Raw genomic sequence first — 17,981 nt, 5'->3', positions numbered from 1 at the left:
CCGGGTGTGGTCGAACGCCGTTAGCTTGCGAGGTCACCGCGTCATGCATCACCCCAACGCCTTCCTGGAGAAACTTACCAGCAGCTCGCTGCGCCTGAACAAAGGCTTGCTGGTGCTGGGAGCCTTGGTACTGTTGCTGCTGGGCATCAGCTATCTGGGGGTGCAGCGCATGGTTCAGGAGCAGCGCGACACCTTGCAGTTCCACTTCGCCCGGCTGATGGAAAACATCCGCGAGCAGGAAGCGTTCCTCGGCGATATCTCGCGGGGCAGCAGCACGGGTAAGTTCAACCCCTCGGCCATGCTGCCGCCCTACGTGCAAAAACACCTGCCTGAAGAAGGCGCCAATATCTATGAAGGCCGCGGGCTGCCGTTTTCCCTGCCCTATAGCCTGAAGATCAACCCGCAAAAGGTCGCCGTCGACCAATACCCCAAAGTGTTCGCGCTGGGCACCTACCTGTCCGCCTACTACAGTGCCTTCTGGGCGGCATCCCACTACCAATCCCCGCAAGTGGTGGTGGTCAACGGCCCGGACAACTTCGACATCAGCGTGCCCGCCACCGGCCGACTGCGCGATGGCGGCCACGTGCAGATCGGTGCACTGGTGGAGGTGATAACCCAAGTGAACAAGCGCCTGCACCTGCAGAACGCGTCATTGCCAGATCATCCCGTGCGCTGGGAACCCTACCATCCCGCGTCCGATGACAAGGGCGCCCCTGTGCTGCTGGGCTATGTCGACATCAACCTGGCCTCGACCGCGCTGACCATCGACGGCGCCAGTACTTGGGTGGTGGTGGCCTCGTTGCTGGACCTGGCCAAGGTCAATAACATCGAGCGGCTGATGCAATGGTCGATCTACGACGACTTCACCCTGATCACGCCCGCCGGTGTAGTGCTGACCGGTGCGACGAAGCCCGGCCAGGTGCTGAACGAGGGCATAAACTTCACCCGTGATGGCCTGGTGTTCAAGTTGACCAGCCAGGGCGAGCAACACTGGACGGCGATCTATGTGATCAGCGTGCAGCGTTTTCTCGACTATGCGATGTGGCCATTACTGTGCCTGGTGGCCGTGGCGCTGGCGATGCTGGGGTGCAGTCGGGCGTTCACGCGTTGGTACACCGTACGGGTGGTCCTTCCCGCCCATCAGGCCCATGCCAGTATCGCCGAAAGCGAGGCCTTCAGCCGTGCACTCATCGACACGGCCCCGATCGGTTTGTGCGTGATCCGTCGCAGTGATCATCACGTACTCCTGCAGAACCAGCACGCCCTGCAATGGCAAGACGCTCGCCCCTTGTACGACTTGCTCAAGCAACAGCCTCACACCGCACCGGGCCAGGCCGACCTGGAAAGCCGCGGCCGGCATCTGCACGTGGCGTTCGTGCCCACTCGCTATCAGAGCCAGGACGCGTGGTTGTGCGTGGTGCATGACGTGACCCGGCATATCGAAGACGCTGCCGCCCTGGAAGAAGCGCGTCAGGCCGCAGACTCGGCGAGCCAGGCCAAGAGCCGTTTCCTCGCGACTATGAGCCATGAAATTCGCACGCCGTTGTATGGCGTGCTGGGCACCCTGGAGCTGCTTGGCCTGACGTCACTCGCGCCACGCCAGCAGGATTACCTGCAGACCATCCAGCGTTCTTCCACCACCTTGTTCCAGTTGATCAGCGATGTATTGGATGTGTCGAAGATCGAGGCCGGGCAAATGACCCTCGAACTCCAGGATTTCTGCCCCCTGGAACTGACGGAAGACTGCGTGCGCACCTACGGCGCATTCGCCCGCTCCAAGGGCTTGCAGCTGTATGCCTGCATCGACGCGAACCTGCCGGACAGGTTACGCGGTGACCCGCTGCGTATCCGCCAGATCCTCAATAACCTGCTGAGCAATGCGATCAAGTTCACCGATAACGGGCGCGTGGTGCTGCGCCTGCGGGGCCTGGAAACCAGCGATGGGCGGGTCGAGTTGCAGTGGCAAGTCAGCGACTCTGGCGTGGGCATTGCCCAAGCACAACAGCATCAACTATTCGACCCGTTCTACCAGGCCGAAGATGCCACCCGACAGGCCGGCGCCGGCCTGGGCCTGGCCATCTGCAAATGGCTGTGCGAGTTGATGCACGGCCAACTGAACGTGGTCAGCGAACCCGGCCTGGGCAGCAGCTTTACCCTGCAAGTCGCGCTGGAGTCCGTGCCCGGCACCTTGGCCGATTGCCCCGTCTTCAGACCCGACACGCCGGCTGTCTACGTGCGCGCGCCGGAAGCGGAGCGGACGCAATGCATGATCGACTGGCTCAAACGCCTGGGGCTCGACAGCCGCGTATGTGCCGCCGACACACCCGCCGCCGCGCTGCTGGTGGATTTCACCCATGACCCGGCATGGCCCGGCACACGCATCATCGCCAGCGCCGGAGGGCCGAGCCCGGCGCAACCGTACGGCAGCGATTGGGCGGTCGACGCCAACGATGTTCGCGCCATCGCCTGGGCGGTCTACCTGGCGCAGCACGGTGCCGAGGCCGACCATCGCCCCGCGCCACCCACCCAGGCACGCCCGCTGAACCTGCAGGTACTGGTGGCCGAGGACAATGTGATCAACGCGGCCATCATCCAGGAGCAACTGGAAGCCCTGGGCTGCTCGGTGGTACTCACCTCCGACGGCGAACAGGCACTGACCCAATGGTTGCCCGGACGCTTCGACCTGGTGCTGACCGACGTGAATATGCCGGTAATGAACGGCTATCAGTTGGCCGAAGCATTGCGCCGACAAGATGCCACGTTGCCGATTATCGGGATAACCGCCAATGCCATGCGCGAAGAAGGCGAACACTGTACGGCTGTTGGCATGAACGGGTGGATGGTCAAGCCGCTGAACCTCGCCACCTTGCGTGCGCAATTGGAAAAACACTGCAAGATCGAAGTGCCCGCCGTCGTCGATATGCCGCCGCTGTCGCCCAAGATGCGCGAACTGTTTGTCACCACGCTGCGTCAGGATGTGCACACCACCCTGGCCGCATTGGACAACCAGGACGCCAGCGGCACGGCGCAACAATTGCACAGCATGGCCGGAGCCCTCGGCGCGGTGCAGCTCGTTGATTTGGCCAACGCCTTTGTCGAACTGGAACTGCGCCTGACCGGCATGGCCATCACGCCCACGCTTGCCCTGGAAGTACGGCGCAACCTGGCTCGCCTCACGGCATTGCTCGACTCCTTTGAATAATTTCACTCTGGATAATCAACCCATGGAAACCCTCAACGTAGTCATTGCAGACGATCACCCCATCGTGCTGGTCGGGGTACGGGAGCTGGTCGAGCGCGACAAGCGTTTTCGCGTGGTGGGCGAAGCCGTGTGCTCCAACGAACTGGTGACGCTACTGGAAAACACTGCAGTGGACCTGGTGATCACCGACTTCAATATGCCGGCGGACTCGCCCTACGGCGATGGCCTGAAGTTAGTGGAATACCTGGTGCGGCATTTCCCCAAGGTACGCGTGCTGGTGCTGACGATGATCTCCAATCCGCTGATCCTCACGCGCTTGCAGGAAGTGGGCGTGCTGGCCGTGATCCAGAAAAACCAACTGCACAATGAGATTCAGGCCGTGCTCAAGGCCATCGCCCGGGGCATCCCGGTACGCAGCAAGGGCCCGCAACCGACCTCGGTACTGGAATCGTCCGATCTCGATGAGCGCTTCACTCGGTTATCCCCAAAGGAACATGAGATCCTGCGTTTGTTTATCTCAGGACAAAGTGTCAATGAAATTGCGCGAGGTTTGAACCGCAGCGCCAAAACCATCAGCACACAAAAAGTCTCGGCCATGCGCAAGTTGGAAGTCGGCAGCGATCAGGACTTGTTGGCTTATTGCATAGAGCGCAACTTGTTCAACTAACACCGGTTTCTAGGGATCGTCTGATGTCCCACTCACCGCTGCAGCCTTATTGTGTTGTTTTAACCCCAACATGGAAAAAACAACATGAAACAGCTGTCTCGCACACTTCTGGCATTGTCGATCTTCGCCGCTGGTAATGCGTTTGCCGCCGACCCACCGGCAACCCCTACCAAAGCCGGTAGCGGCACCATCAACTTCACCGGCAGCATCAACAATGATGCTTGCTCTGTTGAAGGCATCGGTGAGAACAAAACTATCTCGGTCAGCATGGGCGAAGTGTCGATCAAGGACATAGGCACAGCCACCGCACCGAAAGGCAACGGCACCCTGAGCGCCGAGAACTTCGGCATGACGATCAACTGCAACGCTGGCACCAAGGTGGCGATGATCTTCCAACCGACCAAAGGCGCCGGCTCCGGCATCGTGACCGGCACCAAAGTGTTGAAGCTGACCGACGGCCTGGGCGCCGCCAAGAACATCGGTATCGCCCTGCTCGACTCCAATGGCGCGCTGATCGACCTGAGCTCGCCGACCGCCGCGAAGGTCGAGAACACCCTGCAAGACAGCAATACCACGCTGAAATTCTCGGCTGCCTACGTCACCACCGCTGACGCCGCCTCCGCCGTGGCCGGTCGCGCCGATGCCACCCTGCCATTCACCCTGCAGTACGAATAAGCCCAACCTGTTGCGGGGCCTGCGGGCCTCGCATACCTCTCAAACATAGCGGTAGCCATTATGTTTTTTCGCTATTCACTGTCCCTCTGTGCGGGTCTGCTCGGCCTGTTTGCGGTCGGCCAGGCCACAGCCGGCATTTCGTTGAGCAGCACACGCCTGGTGTTCGACGGCCAGCACAAAGAAGCCGGTATCACCGTACGCAACAGCGGCGAGGACATATTGATTCAGTCCTGGGTCGACACGGACGACGCCGACGCAAGCTCCGTACCGTTCGCCGTCACCCCGCCGCTGGCGCGGGTCACCAGCAATGAGCAACAACTGTTGCGGGTGATCTACGAAGGCACGGGCATGCCCACCGACCGCGAGTCCGTCGTTTGGCTCAACGTGCAGGAAATTCCCAAGGCCTCGAAAACCGAGAACACCTTGCAGCTTGCCGTGCGCCAGCGCATCAAGGTGTTCTTTCGCCCAGCCGGCATGAAAAACAACGCCTACCTGGCGCCGACCGAACTGCGCTGGCAACTGGCCGAGCACGGCGGCAAGCCTGTGCTGCGGGTGAGCAACCCTGGGGCTTATCACGTGTCGATTGCCGACATTACCCTGCAGGCCGGTGCCGTCAGCGAACACCCATTCGATACGATGATGATTGCGCCAGGCGAACAAAAAGAGTTCGTCCTCAAACAACTTCCGGTCACTAACGCAGCGCACTTGAAGTTCAGCAGTATTAATGACTATGGCGCACAAGATCCCTACAGCGCGCGAATTTCCAACAGCGCTCAAATAAGCGCCAGTTTGAACAAAGAATCACCATAACGCGCCTGCCCTTCGCGCAGCCGCACTTTCACTGTATTTCTCTTCGCTCCGTTAGTTCGTATCGGAGGTGATATAGGGTTCCTGCATGTTTTTATTCAAGCGCGATAGTCTGGCGCCACTTTTGATTGCCGTGGGCTTCAGCTCGGTCTGTCACGCCGACGGCGATGAACACTTCAATACTTCGTTTTTACAGGGCGCAGCGGCGTCGGTCGACCTGCAGTCGTTGCTCGCCAGCAGCAGCGTGCTCCCCGGCAATTACCGGGTTGACCTGTATGGTAACGACACCCTGGTAGGCCGACGCGATATCGACTTTCGCCGCAACCCTTCGAACGGCCGGGTCGAGGCCTGCCTGACCCTGGAGATGCTGCAACAAGTGGGCGTCGATATCGGCGCCTTACAGGCCAACGGGAAACTCGTCGACACCGATCCCAACGCCTGTCTCGACCTGCCCGCACTGATCGAACACGCCAGCGTTCGCTACGACGTACCGCGCCTGCGCTTGCTGGTCAGTGTGCCGCAACGCGCCATGGAGCGCGGGCGCCGCGGTTATGTCGATCCGGCCCTGTGGGACGATGGCGTACCCGCCGCGTTCATGAACTACCAGTTGAGCAGCAACCGCAGCAGCACCGACGCCAACACCACGCTTTCAAACAACCTGGGCCTGCGCAACGGTATCAACCTCGGGGGCTGGCGCCTGCGCAACGAGTCGAACTTCAGCAGCAGCACCGGCCGCTCCAGCACGTTCAAGAGCAACCGTAGCTACCTGCAACATGACCTGACCGCCTTGAAGGGGCAGTTCAGCGCCGGGGACATTTTTTCGGATGCCGACCTGTTTGACAGCGTGCGCTATCGCGGCCTAAAGATGGCCTCTGATGACGGCATGCGCGCCGACAGCGAACGCGGCTACGCGCCGATCATCCGGGGCGTTGCGCAGTCCAGCGCCACCGTGGAGATCCGCCAGAACAACTACATCCTCTATACCGCCAACGTGCCGCCGGGGCCGTTCGAAATCAGCGACATTTACCCCAGCGGCTCCAACGGCGACCTTGAAGTGACGGTGATCGAGGCGGACGGCCGTCGCCGGGTCACGGTGCAGGCGTTTTCCAGCTTGCCGATCATGGTGCGTGAAGGCCAGGTGAAATACAGCCTCTCGGCCGGTCAGTACAACAGCAACAGTGACGGGCAGAAAACCCCGCAGTTTGTCAGCAGCACCCTGGCCTATGGCATCAGCAGCAACCTGTCGGGGATCGTCGGGGTGCAGGCCACGCAGGACTTCCAGGCACTGTCGGTCGGGGCCGGGCGCAACACATCGATTGGTGCGGTGTCGCTGGACATGACCCACTCCGCCAGCCGTACCTTCGGCCGGCAGGTCACGGGCAACAGCCTGCGCGCGCTGTATGCCAAGACCTTTACCGGCACCGACACCAACTTCACCCTAGCGGCCTATAGGTACTCGACCGAGGGCTATCGCACCCTCACCGAACATGTCGAGGAATTGAGCAGCGACGGCCGGACACACCTCGGCAACTCGAAAACCCGCACCGACCTGACCGTCAACCAGAGCCTGGGGCGCAACCAGCAGTTCGGCAGTGTGTACCTGAACGCCAGCGACCAGCGCTACTGGGGACGCGGCGGCGCGCAAAGCTTGTCGGCGGGCTACAGCAATTACTGGAGAGACGTGACCTACAACCTCAGCGCCACGCACACCAAGGATGTGGGCAACTACGGGCCGTCGAACAACGACACGTTGATTAACCTGTCACTGTCGTTTCCGCTGGGCTCGAAGCCCCGTGCGCCGAGGGCATTCGTTTCTGCCAGCACGCAAAAAGACAACGACACCACGCAAATGGGCGTCAACGGCTACCTGACGGAAGACAGCAACACCTATTATTCGCTGCAAGCCGGCAACAGCAGCACGGGCGGCAGCACCGGTTCGGCCAACCTCAGCACCCGCACGGCGCTGATGGACATCAGCGGTGGCTACAGCCAGGGCCGTGGGTACAGCGCACAGAACCTCAATGTGGCCGGGTCAGTGGTGGCCCACGCGGGCGGTATCAACCTGGGACAGACCGTGGGCGAGACCTTTGCGCTGGCGCAAGTCGAAGGCGTGCCCGGTGTGAAGATCAGCAGTTTCTCCGGCGCCAGGACTGGCAGCAACGGCTATGCAGTGATCCCCAATACGCAGCCTTATCGGGTTAACTGGATCAGCCTGGACACCCGCGACCTGGGCGCTGATATCGAAATCGATAACGCCACCCAGCAAGTTGTCCCTCGGCGCGGGGCCGTGGTCTTGGCGCGCTATGCCAGCAAGAGCGGGCGCCGCGTGCAGTTCGCCTTGTTCGACGCCCAACATCGGCCGATCCCGTTTGGCGCGTCGCTGGAAAGCATGGCGGGCAAGCAGATGGCGATCGCCGATCCGGGTGGCAAGGCGTTGGCCTTGGTGGAAGAAGATACGGGTACGCTGGTGATCAAATGGGCCGACCAGCACTGCCAGGCGCCTTATGCGTTGGGCGAACGCAACAAGGCGCTGAACTACGAGCGGGTAGCACTCACCTGCGCGCCGAACCCGTAAGCACCTCGTCAAACACGCTGGCCCAAATCCATGTCGAAGTATGGGCACGCTAAGCCGGGCGAGGTGCCGAGTGGTCGGACTTAAAAGTCGCGCTTGTAGAAGATATCCAGGGAGCTGGCCACACCGCTCGCCACTTCCAGGTACACCTTCTTGCTCAACAGATAACGCAAGGCGATGGTACTCGCCGGTTCGAACACCCCTACGCCGTAACGCAGGCTGAGTTTTTCGGTGATCTTGCCGCTGGCCACGACGGCAGTGTTGTTGCCGCTGCCTTGGGTATCCAGTTCGAAGTCCTGGATGCCCAAGTTCTTCGCCAGGTCCGACGTCACTCCGGCGCTGCCCATCAAACCCAGGCCCAACGCGGCCTGGGCCAGCATATTGTTGTCTTCACCGGTGGTGCTCAGCGGACGCCCCAGCACCAGGTAGGACAGCGCCTGTTCCTGGCTAATGGCCGGCTCCGAGAAGATCTGCGTGGTGGGCTGCTCGGCGCTGCCGCTCAGGCGGATCCCGGCGATCACATCGTCGGTCTTGCGAATCGCTTCGATGTCCAGGTATGGCTGGTCCAGGGGGCCGGCGAACAGCAGTCGTGCACGGCGTACATCAAGCTTCTGCCCGTAGGCGCGGTAACGGCCATCGTTGAGCCACAGCTCGCCACGGGTGTCGAGGTTGTCGCCGATATGCACCTGGCCCTGCACCTTGGCGGTGAGGCCGAAGCCCGAGAAGTTGAGCTTGTCCTCGCCCACCACCACGTCGATGTCCATGGCCATCGCCATCGGCGGCTTGCCCTCTTCGGTCTGGCTGCCGATGATCACCGTGTCATCCGAGACCTTGACGGTGGACGGCGGCAATTCGCGCACCGTGATATCGCCGCGCGGGATGTGCACTTTGCCGGCGACGGCCAGCTTGTCGTTCTTCAGGCTGATTTTCAGGTCGGGCGCCACTTCCAGCACCGCGTAGGGCTCCACCGTCACCGGCAGTTGCGAGCCTTGCAGGCTGAGATCCACCGCCAACGCCTGCCCCCATTCGATCTGGCCTTTGAGGCTGCCCTGCCCGGCCTTGCCACTGCGCCAGCCACCGTTGAGCTGCACGCTCTCGCCGGCAATCACTGCTTGCACGTTCAAACCTTGCAGGCTGATGGGCAGTTCCGGACCGGAAACCTCGCCGCCCACCAGGTTCACGTTGCCGTTGACCTGGGGCGCCAACAGGCCACCAGCAATACGCCCGTTGCCATTGAGCTTGCCGCTGAGGGTTTCCACCATCGGCACAAACGGTCGCGCCACCGCGAGGTCCAGGCCGACCAGGCTGAAATTGCCGGTGATCGGTTTGTTCTTCGGCAGCGGGTTGATCTGCGCCTGCACCATCAATTCGCCAAGCTTGCCGCCACGAAAATTCAACTGCGTGTCGATTCGCTTGGGATTGAGGGTGGTTTCCAGCTTCAAGGTGTCGTAGGGGAAGTCCAGCCACTGGTCCTTGTCCTTGACACGCAAGGTGCCGCCACTGGCATCCACCGCGACCACGCCTTTGGGGCCGCTGTCGGGCAAGTCCAGTTGCACGTCGGCGTTGAGCGTGCCCTGCCAGGCGAAATCCTTGGGCAGGAACGCCGCGAGGCTGTCGATGGGGAATTGCTTGAGGTGGTAGCGCAGTTTCGGCTCGGGCATCAGGCGCTGGTCTTCGCCACACAGACTGGCAGGGCCGGACACCCAGCAGTGCGCGGCAAACGTCAGCTTGCCATCGGCCATGCGTTCGATCTTCGCCGGGGCTTGCAGCTTCCAGTCCTGACCACCGGCTTGTACATCGCCGCTGGCCAGGCGCCCGCGCCAGTTGCCTTTGTCGAGGTTGCCATCCAACGCCAGGGCAAGCTTGACCAGCGGTCCCGCCAGGTCCAGTTGGACTTTCTGGTTTTTGATATCGCCCTGGGCGCTGGCGGTCAGGGTGCCAACCTGGGTGTCGCCGGATTGGATGCTGCTGCCTTTCAGGTCGATCTTGGCGCGCTGTGCATTGTCGAGGGTGGCATCGAGGGTGAGGCTTTGCAGGCGATTGTCGGCAAACGCCAGTTGTTGGCCCTTGAGGTCGAGTTTGCCCTGGGGAGCCTTGAGGCTGCCGGCCACGTCAAGTCGGCCGTTGACCTGGCCGCGCAATTGCGGCCAGAGCTGGGCCAGGCGCGCCAGCTTGATATCGATCTGCCCGGCCAAACGCTGTTGCAGGCTGCCACTGCCGTTGATGCGGTTGTCACCCAGGCGAATATCCAGGTTGGCCAACGTCCACTGCTCGCCAGCGCCTTCAGCCTTGGCCGCCAACACGGCGGTTTGCCCACGCAGGCGGCCCTTGAGGTCGAGGTCGGCGTTCAGCTTGAGTTGCTCATTCTTGAACTCGCCCTTGCTGCGTAGCGGTCCCGCCAGGGTGCCCGGCAGTTCTGCGACCCAGTACGCCGGGTTCAGCGCCGACAGGTCCAGCGCGGTGTCCCAGGTAATGCCGTCGGCAAATTGCAGGTTCAGGTGGCCTTCAGCCTTGCCCTGGCCGGCGGCGAGTTTCAGCTCGGGCAGGAAGATCTGCTTGAGGTCGCCACTGAAGGGCGTGACCACATTGAACGTGCCCGCCGGGCCGTCGAGGTCGGCCTTGAGATTACCCAGGTAGTTGCCGTCCTTGTAGGAAATCTCGCCGTTGAACGTTCGCAGGGCGACCTGCGGCTCGTCGATCACCGGATAGAGGCGATGCCAGGGGAAATCCAGCCAGTCGATCTTGGCGTCGGCGCTGAAGCCTTGCTGCCAATCCAGTTGGGCCGTCAACTTGAGGCTTTGTTTGTCACCGGCATTCAGGTCCAGGCCAGCGATCTGCGCACCCTTGGCGTCGACCCGGCCTTGCAGCAGCAGATCCACCGGACCTTTTTCCGCCGGCAATACGGCTTTGCCCTGCAGTTGGTAGCCGCGGTTCAAGTCACCTTTGGCGGTGAGGTCCAGTTGATTGAGTTGCAGGGTATCGGGCAGATCGGCGCTCGGTTTGAAGCCGTCGGCAGTGATGTGCAATTGAGCCGGTAGATTTTCCACCAGGGGTTGCAGTTCGCCCGTGAGCTTGGCCGGCAGGTAACCCGTACTGTCAGCGTCAAGCTTGAGGGTCTTGAGCAGGTCGCCATCGACCTGGAGCGCCACCTTCCACGAAGCGCCGCCCGGCGCGTAAGGCAGGCTCAGGTTACCGGTAGCGTTCAACGGCCAGTCGCCGGTGGGTTGCAGCAGCCCGGTGAGGTCCAGCACCAGGTCATCGCGTTGCAGGTGCACCGAGTCGATCTGCAATCCGGCGGCGGTCCAATGCGCCGCCAATTGCAGGCCCTTGAGTTCCTCACTGCCATTGAACAGCAGGCTGCCGACGCGAACGTCGCCCAACTGGATGGCCAGCGGCAGTTTCAAGTCAGGCAGTTGAATCGGCCCGCTGCTTTCTTCGGTGCTCGGAGGAAATTGCAGGCTGACCTGCTCCACATCCAACGTCTCGATACACAGGGTCATGCGCAATAGGCATGCCGGCGACCAATCAAACGTGGGCGCCTTGAGTTCGACACGGCTGCTGTCCTGCTGCCACAGCACATGGTCGGCGCTCCACTGGCCGCCCAAATGCCCCTGGAAATTTTCCAGGGTCAAACCCGGCACGCGGCCCAACGCCCAGCGGCTGCCCGCCTGGGTGCCGAGCACCGCCCACAGTGCCAGCAACAGCACGACAAGGATGGCCACCACCGCCAGCCCCGCTATTTTTACACCACGCATCACAGCTCAGGCCCCATGGAAAAGTGCAATCGAATACCGCCCGGGTCTTCCAGGGCATGGGCCAGGTCAAGACGGATCGGACCGACCGGCGAAACCCAGCGGATGCCGACACCCACGCCGGTTTTCAGGCTCGGCAGGTCCAGGTTGTTGAAGGAATTACCCTGGTCGATGAAGGTTGCGATCCGCCATTTCTCGGCAATGGAATATTGGTACTCGGCACTCAGGGCCACCATGTAGCGGCCACCGATGCGGTCGCCACGGTCGTTCTCGGGCGACAGCGTCTGATACTCGTAGCCCCGCACACTCTGGTCACCACCGGCAAAGAATCGCAGTGACGGCGGCACCGATTTATAGCCGTTGGTGGCACTGCCACCCACCTGTGCGCGGGCCAGGAAGCGGTGGTTGTCCCACAACGTGGTCAGGCCTTTGACCAGGGCCGTGCCATACAGCAGGTTGGTATCGGAGCCCAGGCCCTCTTTGGCGACCTTGGTGTCGAATTGCAGGCGGTAGCCGTTGTGCGGGTCGATGCGATTATCGCTGCGCAGGTAGGAATAGCTGACGCCCGGCATCACCAGGTTACTCAGGCCGGAGTCATTGCCCAGGCGATATTCCTCACGCTGGTATTTGAGCGAAATCACACGCGTCCAGCCGCTCGGCAACTTGCTATGCCATTCAGGGCCGAGGGTCAGCAATTTACTGACCGTATCGGTGTTGGCGATTTCTTCGTTCTGGTAGCCCCCGGCGAAACGCAGCTTGTCGGTCAACGGCGGGTCGAGCGGGATGTCGTACCACAGGCCGACGTTCTGCCGGGGCGCCGACAGCTCGGCTTCCCAGCCATAACTGTGGCCCTGGGGGTTGACCCAGTGGCGGGTCCAGTTGGCTTTGCCACGCGGACCGACGTCGGTGGAAAACCCCAGGCCGAGCCCCATGGTGCGCGGCTTGCGGGTTTCCAAGCGCACAGCCACCGGAATGATGTCGTTGGTCGAAGCGGCCGGGGCCGCGTCCACGCGCACGCCTTCGAAGAAACCACTGGCTTGCAGGTTCTGGTTGAGTTCGGCGATCAGTTCGGAGTCGTAGGGCGTGCCGCTTTTGAACGGCACCATGCGGTGCAGCAGTTCTTCGTCAAATGGCGTATCGCCGGCAAAGCTCACTTTGCCGAGGGTATAGCGCGGACCGCTGTCGTAGATGAGCTCGATATCGGCGACGCCAGCCTGCGGGTCTACTGCCAATTTCTGACGGGTGAAGCGCCCACTGAAAAAGCCGTAGCGCGAGGCCTGGTTCTGAATCAGACGCTTGGCGTCTTCGTAATGGCCGTGATTGAGCACGGCGCCGGACTTGAGGTCGTTGCTGACGGGCACGCGAAAGGCCTTGAGGTCGGCGGCCGGGCCGTCGACCCGAATGGTCACGTTACGCAAATGCACCGGCTCGCCGGGGTCAATGGTGAGGATCAGGCGCGGGTTGTTGCCGCCCTTCACGTCACTCTCGATCCGTGGCTGATAGAAGCCTAGGGCCTGGGCGGCTTTGCGCGCCTGCTCCTCCGCGCCACGGCTGAACCGTAGCAAGGCCTCTTCATCACGATCGCCCACCCCGCCGATATAGCCTTCGATGTTGGCTTTCAACGCGTCGTTTGAAGGTTTGACTCGCACGTCCAATTCGCTTTGCGCCAAGGCGCCGCAGCTTGTGAACAGCAGAATCAAGCCGCTGGTAAATCTTCCTGGAAACTTCATAGGCGCGGATGCTACACGACCTGGGGAGCCTCTTTGAACTCGGAAATGTCTGAATAATTCTGTATTAAGCCGTTGCAGCATGTAACGACTGGGGATTGGGGTGAAAAAACACATGCTCCAGGATGGGGCCTACAGCGACTTCACCGATTTCCTGATAGCCCTGACGCTTATAGAACTCCAGATAGCGCGAGTTGCCCGTGTCCAGTACCACGCCAGACGAATGCGGGTCTTCGGCGCACCAATTGTGCACGGCCTCCAGCAACTGCTCGCCGTAGTGTTTGCCCTGGAATTGCGGGTGAATACCCAACAACGGCAGCACATGCACTGATTCAGTGGGCAGGCACGCCAGCACCGCGTGATGGTAGTCGAGGTAACGTCGCGTACCGCGCACACCCGTGCTCAGCCACATGCGCAGTTGCCAGGCCCAGCTTTCGGTGATGCCCAGGCGCCGCTGCGGCGGTGCGATCAGGGCGATACCGATCAGCCGGTCGTTGACGAACAGGCCGATGGCCGGAAGTTTCTGAAAGAAGTGCTGCTTGACCAGTTCGCGCACGGTGGCGCGTACCCGCTGTTCATAGCCAGGGCGTTCGGCTTCGAAGATGTAGGCGAACGTCGGCTCATGCCGATAAGCCTGGTACAACAAGGAACGGGCTTCGCGTGAATAGCCGCTGTTGAGCAGGCGAATTTCAGCGATTGCAGTTGAAGTGTCCGGCATACCGTCAATCTCCCTGGGCGCCACTGAAAGGATGGCGCTCTTATGGTACGAACCTACACAGCATCAGTCGTTCCCAGACATTAGCAGTGCATCTGTCCTACCGCCACGCTGGCCCCCGTCCGTCTTGTCCGCTAGCATCGCCCTTTTGCCAGGACTGGACTGCCGACCATGAAAATCGTCTCCTTCAATATCAACGGGCTGCGCGCCCGCCCTCATCAGCTGGCGGCGCTGATTGAAAAGCACCAGCCCGATGTGATCGGTCTGCAGGAAACCAAGGTCCACGATGACCAATTCCCACTCGCCGAAGTACAGGCCCTTGGCTACCACGTGTACTACCATGGCCAAAAAGGTCACTACGGTGTCGCCCTGCTCTCGCGCCAGCCGGCGTTGAGCCTGCACAAAGGCTTCGCCAGTGACGAAGAAGATGCCCAGCGCCGCTTTATCTGGGGCACCTTCGCCGACGAGAACGGCCACCCGGTCACCATCATGAACGGTTACTTCCCCCAGGGCGAAAGCCGCGACCACCCCACCAAGTTCCCGGCCAAGCAGCGCTTCTACGAAGACTTGCAGCAACTGCTGGAAAGCCAGTTCAGCAATGACCAGGCACTGGTGGTGATGGGCGACATCAATATTTCCCCGGAAGACATCGACATCGGCATCGGCGCCGACAACGCCAAGCGCTGGCTGAAGACCGGCAAGTGCAGCTTCCTGCCGGAAGAGCGCGAGTGGATGGCGCGCCTGAAGAATTGGGGCCTGGTGGACAGCTTCCGCCACCTCAACCCGGACGTTGCCGATCGTTTCAGCTGGTTCGACTACCGCAGCCGTGGGTTTGAAGACGAGCCCAAGCGCGGCCTGCGCATCGACGTGATCCTGGCCTCCAATGGCCTGCTGTCGCGGGTCAAGGATGCCGGGGTGGACTACGAACTGCGGGGGCTGGAAAAACCGTCGGACCATGCGCCGATCTGGCTTGAATTGAGCTGACACCACCATTCAATGTGGGAGCTGGCTTGCCTGCGATAGCGGTGGGCCAGTGAAAGATTGGTTTGCTGATACACCGCTATCGCAGGCAAGCCAGCTCCCACAATTGGATCCTTGGCTTATCAGTCATATTTCTGCAACCGGCCTGACTTATTCTCGCGGCACTCCCTTTGGCTTAAGAAGGTGCCGGCATGATGCTGCGCGTTCTGTTTCTGCTGGCACTCTTTCCTCTCTACGCTGTTTCCGCCCCCCTACCCGCTCCCGATCAAGGCCCTGCTTTGCGCATCCAGGGTTCCAATACCATTGGCGCGGCGTTGGGCCCGGCGCTGGTCAAGGGCTTGATGGAGCATCAGGGTTTGCAGGCGGTGCACGGTGAACCGGCGGAAGGCGCCAATGAACAGCGCGTGATCGGCAAGACCCGCCAAGGCAAGACGGTGATCATCGAAATCGCCGCTCATGGTTCAAGCACCGGTTTCACTGCCCTAAAGAAATCCACTGCCGACCTGGCGGCCTCATCGCGCCCGATCAAGGACAGCGAACTGGTGGACCTCGAACCCCTCGGCGACCTGAAAAGCCCCGAAGCCGAACAGGTGATCGCCATCGATGGCCTGGCCATCATCCTCCACCCGCAAAACCCGCTGAACACCCTGAATACCGAGCAACTGGCGCAGGTCTTCAATGGCGAGATCAGCACCTGGGAGGCATTGGGTGGCGTGGGTGGGCCGATTCACGTGTACGCACGGGATGATCAGTCGGGCACCTATGACACCTTCAAGGAACTGGTACTGCGCCTGCGTGGCAAGTCGCTCGCCTCGGGCGCCACACGTTTCGAGTCCAGCGAGCAGTTGTCCGATTCGGTCAGCCAGGACCCCCAAGGCATCGGTTTCATCGGCCTGCCCTACGTACGCCAGGCCAAGGCGGTGGCGATTGTGGATGGCGACTCGCACCCCATGCTGCCGCTGAACAGCCTGATTGCTACCGAGGATTATCCACTCTCACGTCGACTGTTCTTTTACTTGCCGCCATCCAGTCGCAATCCATGGGCCAAGGCGCTCGTGGACTTCAGCCAGAGCAGCAAGGGCCAGGCGATTGTGGCAGCCAACGGCTTTATCGCGCAGCAGGTGCAGGCGATCGCCGTGGAGCCGCGCGCGTCGATGCCTGAGGACTATCAAGCGATCGCACGTGATGCTCAGCGCCTGACGGTGAATTTTCGTTTCGAGGAAGGCAGCGCCAGCCTGGACAACAAGGCACGCCAGGATCTGCAGCGGGTGGTGGCGTATCTCAAAAGCCACGACAAGCTGGATAAACAGGTGACGCTGGTAGGGTTTGGAGATGCCAAGAATGACCCGCAGCGGGCGGCATTGCTGTCGAAACTCAGGGCAATGGCGGTGCGCCGGGAATTGGTCAAGAACGGCGTGGTATTGCGCGATATCCGAGGGTTTGGCGCGCAGATGCCGGTGGCGGCGAATACGGCGGATGAAGGCCGGATCAAGAATCGGCGCGTGGAGGTTTGGGTCTACTGAACCTTGAGCGTTGTGGTGTTCGGGCCGGCCTCATCGCGGGCAAGCCCGGCTCCCACAGTGGATCGAGTCGTTCATGTAAACGCCATCTAATGTGGGAGCCGGGCTTGCCCGTGATGCAGGCGGCTCGGTCTTACTGCCCGCCGCGCATCAGCTCTTTAGGCACATACTTGCCAATCTCGAACTTGCCGATCGCCGCCCGGTGTACTTCGTCCGGGCCATCGGCCAGGCGCAGGGTGCGTTGCATGGCGTACATGTAGGCCAGCGGGAAATCGTTGGAAACACCGGCACCACCATGGATCTGGATCGCGCGGTCGATCACCTTCAAGGCCACATTCGGCGCGACCACCTTGATCTGGGCGATTTCGCTTTTCGCGACTTTGTTACCCACGGTGTCCATCATGTACGCCGCCTTCAAGGTCAGCAGGCGTGCCATATCGATCTCCATGCGTGAGTCGGCGATCTTGTCGATATTGCCGCCCAGGCGCGCCAGTGGCTTGCCGAATGCAGTCCGGCTGACGGAGCGCTTGCACATCAGTTCCAGTGCGCGCTCGGCCATGCCGATGGAGCGCATACAGTGGTGGATACGGCCCGGACCAAGGCGGCCCTGGGCGATCTCAAAGCCCCGCCCCTCACCCAGCAGCACGTTTTCGTAGGGTACCCGCACATTGTCGAACAGCACTTCGGCATGGCCGTGGGGCGCGTCGTCGTAGCCGAACACCGGCAGCGGGCGCACGATCTTCACGCCGGGGGTGTCCACCGGCACCAGGATCATCGAATGTTGCTGGTGGCGCGGTGCGTCCGGGTTGCTCAGGCCCATGAAGATCAGGATTTTGCAGCGCGGGTCGCAGGCGCCGGAGGTCCACCACTTTTTGCCGTTGATCACCCATTCATCGCCCTGGCGCTCGGCGCGGGCGGCCATGTTGGTGGCGTCTGAGGACGCCACATCCGGTTCGGTCATGGCGAAGGCCGAGCGGATCTCGCCTCGCAGCAACGGCTCCAACCAGCGTTGCTTTTGCTCTTCGTTGGCATAGCGCACCAGCACTTCCATGTTACCGGTGTCGGGGGCGGAGCAGTTGAACGGCTCAGGGCCCAACAGCGAACGGCCCATGATTTCAGCCAACGGTGCGTATTCGAGGTTGGTGAGGCCGGCGCCCAGTTCGGACTCCGGCAGGAACAGGTTCCACAGGCCTTCAGCTTTAGCCTTGGCCTTCAGCTCTTCCATGATTGCGGTGGGCTGCCAGCGGTCGCCTTCGCTGACCTGGCGTTCGAATACCGGCTCGGCCGGGTACACGTAAGCGTCCATGAACGCAGTGACGCGTTCACGCAGTTCCTGAACCTTGGGCGAATAGGCGAAATCCAT

11 protein-coding genes are annotated in these 17,981 nt (G+C 61.5%); 7 read left to right on the top strand and 4 right to left on the bottom strand.

From position 1 onward, the window contains the following. Positions 1–43 precede the first annotated feature (43 nt). From BMZ57_RS04980 to BMZ57_RS04960, 5 genes are all read left to right on the top strand, one after another. Complete coding sequence (locus BMZ57_RS04980) at positions 44–3,202, top strand: hybrid sensor histidine kinase/response regulator (RefSeq protein WP_044287376.1); 3,159 nt, start codon at positions 44–46, stop codon at positions 3,200–3,202. Positions 3,203–3,224: 22 nt separating this feature from the next. After that, the gene (locus tag BMZ57_RS04975; protein ID WP_010209485.1) at positions 3,225–3,869 is read left to right on the top strand and encodes a response regulator; all 645 of its coding nucleotides are present in this window, start codon (positions 3,225–3,227) and stop codon (positions 3,867–3,869) included. An 84-nt stretch (positions 3,870–3,953) separates the two neighbouring features. Continuing rightward, positions 3,954–4,544 carry a fimbrial protein gene (locus BMZ57_RS04970; RefSeq protein WP_010209484.1) on the top strand — a complete coding sequence of 197 codons (591 nt, stop codon included), beginning with the start codon at positions 3,954–3,956 and terminating at the stop codon, positions 4,542–4,544. A gap of 60 nt (positions 4,545–4,604) precedes the next feature. Further along, positions 4,605–5,354 carry a fimbrial biogenesis chaperone gene (locus BMZ57_RS04965; RefSeq protein ID WP_069672531.1) on the top strand — a complete coding sequence of 250 codons (750 nt, stop codon included), beginning with the start codon at positions 4,605–4,607 and terminating at the stop codon, positions 5,352–5,354. An 85-nt stretch (positions 5,355–5,439) separates the two neighbouring features. Next, on the top strand, positions 5,440–7,926 hold the full coding sequence (locus BMZ57_RS04960) for a fimbria/pilus outer membrane usher protein (protein ID WP_047540843.1): 2,487 nt from the start codon (positions 5,440–5,442) through the stop codon (positions 7,924–7,926). An 80-nt stretch (positions 7,927–8,006) separates the two neighbouring features. Here BMZ57_RS04960 and BMZ57_RS04955 read toward each other — a convergent pair whose 3' ends face one another. The 3 genes from BMZ57_RS04955 to BMZ57_RS04945 all read right to left on the bottom strand — a co-directional run bounded on the left by BMZ57_RS04955 (position 8,007) and on the right by BMZ57_RS04945 (position 14,120). Continuing rightward, entirely contained in the window at positions 8,007–11,678 is a 3,672-nt protein-coding gene (locus BMZ57_RS04955; RefSeq protein WP_069672530.1) for a translocation/assembly module TamB domain-containing protein, read from the bottom strand. After that, the gene (locus BMZ57_RS04950; RefSeq protein ID WP_021492798.1) at positions 11,678–13,405 is read right to left on the bottom strand and encodes an autotransporter assembly complex protein TamA; all 1,728 of its coding nucleotides are present in this window, start codon (positions 13,403–13,405) and stop codon (positions 11,678–11,680) included. The genes BMZ57_RS04955 and BMZ57_RS04950 overlap by 1 nt, the downstream gene beginning before the upstream one ends. A 64-nt stretch (positions 13,406–13,469) precedes the next feature. Further along, positions 13,470–14,120 carry a GNAT family N-acetyltransferase gene (locus tag BMZ57_RS04945; protein ID WP_010209479.1) on the bottom strand — a complete coding sequence of 217 codons (651 nt, stop codon included), beginning with the start codon at positions 14,118–14,120 and terminating at the stop codon, positions 13,470–13,472. 168 nt (positions 14,121–14,288) lie between these two features. On the opposite strand from BMZ57_RS04945, the gene xthA reads away from it, so the two are divergent. Continuing rightward, positions 14,289–15,101, top strand: coding sequence for an exodeoxyribonuclease III (xthA, locus tag BMZ57_RS04940; RefSeq protein ID WP_010209477.1), 813 nt, complete (start codon positions 14,289–14,291; stop codon positions 15,099–15,101). 188 nt (positions 15,102–15,289) lie between these two features. Next, positions 15,290–16,621, top strand: coding sequence for a substrate-binding domain-containing protein (locus BMZ57_RS04935; RefSeq protein ID WP_010209475.1), 1,332 nt, complete (start codon positions 15,290–15,292; stop codon positions 16,619–16,621). A 130-nt stretch (positions 16,622–16,751) separates the two neighbouring features. Here the strand turns inward: BMZ57_RS04935 and BMZ57_RS04930 are convergent, their stop codons facing one another. After that, positions 16,752–17,981 (bottom strand): acyl-CoA dehydrogenase, encoded by a 1,230-nt coding sequence (locus BMZ57_RS04930; RefSeq protein WP_021492800.1) that lies wholly within the window; start codon positions 17,979–17,981, stop codon positions 16,752–16,754.

The organism is Pseudomonas simiae, assembly GCF_900111895.1.
Lineage (GTDB): Bacteria > Pseudomonadota > Gammaproteobacteria > Pseudomonadales > Pseudomonadaceae > Aquipseudomonas > Aquipseudomonas simiae.
This window is presented reverse-complemented; position numbering and strand designations above follow the sequence as displayed.

What these genes read in the sequence shown, in the direction of transcription:
- BMZ57_RS04970 (WP_010209484.1), top strand. Translation starts at nt 3,954, where the DNA reads ATGAAACAGCTGTCTCGCACACTTCTGGCATTGTCGATCTTCGCCGCT.
- BMZ57_RS04945 (WP_010209479.1), bottom strand. Translation starts at nt 14,120, where the DNA reads ATGCCGGACACTTCAACTGCAATCGCTGAAATTCGCCTGCTCAACAGC.
- BMZ57_RS04950 (WP_021492798.1), bottom strand. Translation starts at nt 13,405, where the DNA reads ATGAAGTTTCCAGGAAGATTTACCAGCGGCTTGATTCTGCTGTTCACA.
- BMZ57_RS04980 (WP_044287376.1), top strand. Translation starts at nt 44, where the DNA reads ATGCATCACCCCAACGCCTTCCTGGAGAAACTTACCAGCAGCTCGCTG.
- BMZ57_RS04975 (WP_010209485.1), top strand. Translation starts at nt 3,225, where the DNA reads ATGGAAACCCTCAACGTAGTCATTGCAGACGATCACCCCATCGTGCTG.
- BMZ57_RS04930 (WP_021492800.1), bottom strand. Translation starts at nt 17,981, where the DNA reads ATGGATTTCGCCTATTCGCCCAAGGTTCAGGAACTGCGTGAACGCGTC.
- BMZ57_RS04935 (WP_010209475.1), top strand. Translation starts at nt 15,290, where the DNA reads ATGATGCTGCGCGTTCTGTTTCTGCTGGCACTCTTTCCTCTCTACGCT.
- BMZ57_RS04955 (WP_069672530.1), bottom strand. Translation starts at nt 11,678, where the DNA reads ATGCGTGGTGTAAAAATAGCGGGGCTGGCGGTGGTGGCCATCCTTGTC.
- xthA (WP_010209477.1), top strand. Translation starts at nt 14,289, where the DNA reads ATGAAAATCGTCTCCTTCAATATCAACGGGCTGCGCGCCCGCCCTCAT.
- BMZ57_RS04960 (WP_047540843.1), top strand. Translation starts at nt 5,440, where the DNA reads ATGTTTTTATTCAAGCGCGATAGTCTGGCGCCACTTTTGATTGCCGTG.
- BMZ57_RS04965 (WP_069672531.1), top strand. Translation starts at nt 4,605, where the DNA reads ATGTTTTTTCGCTATTCACTGTCCCTCTGTGCGGGTCTGCTCGGCCTG.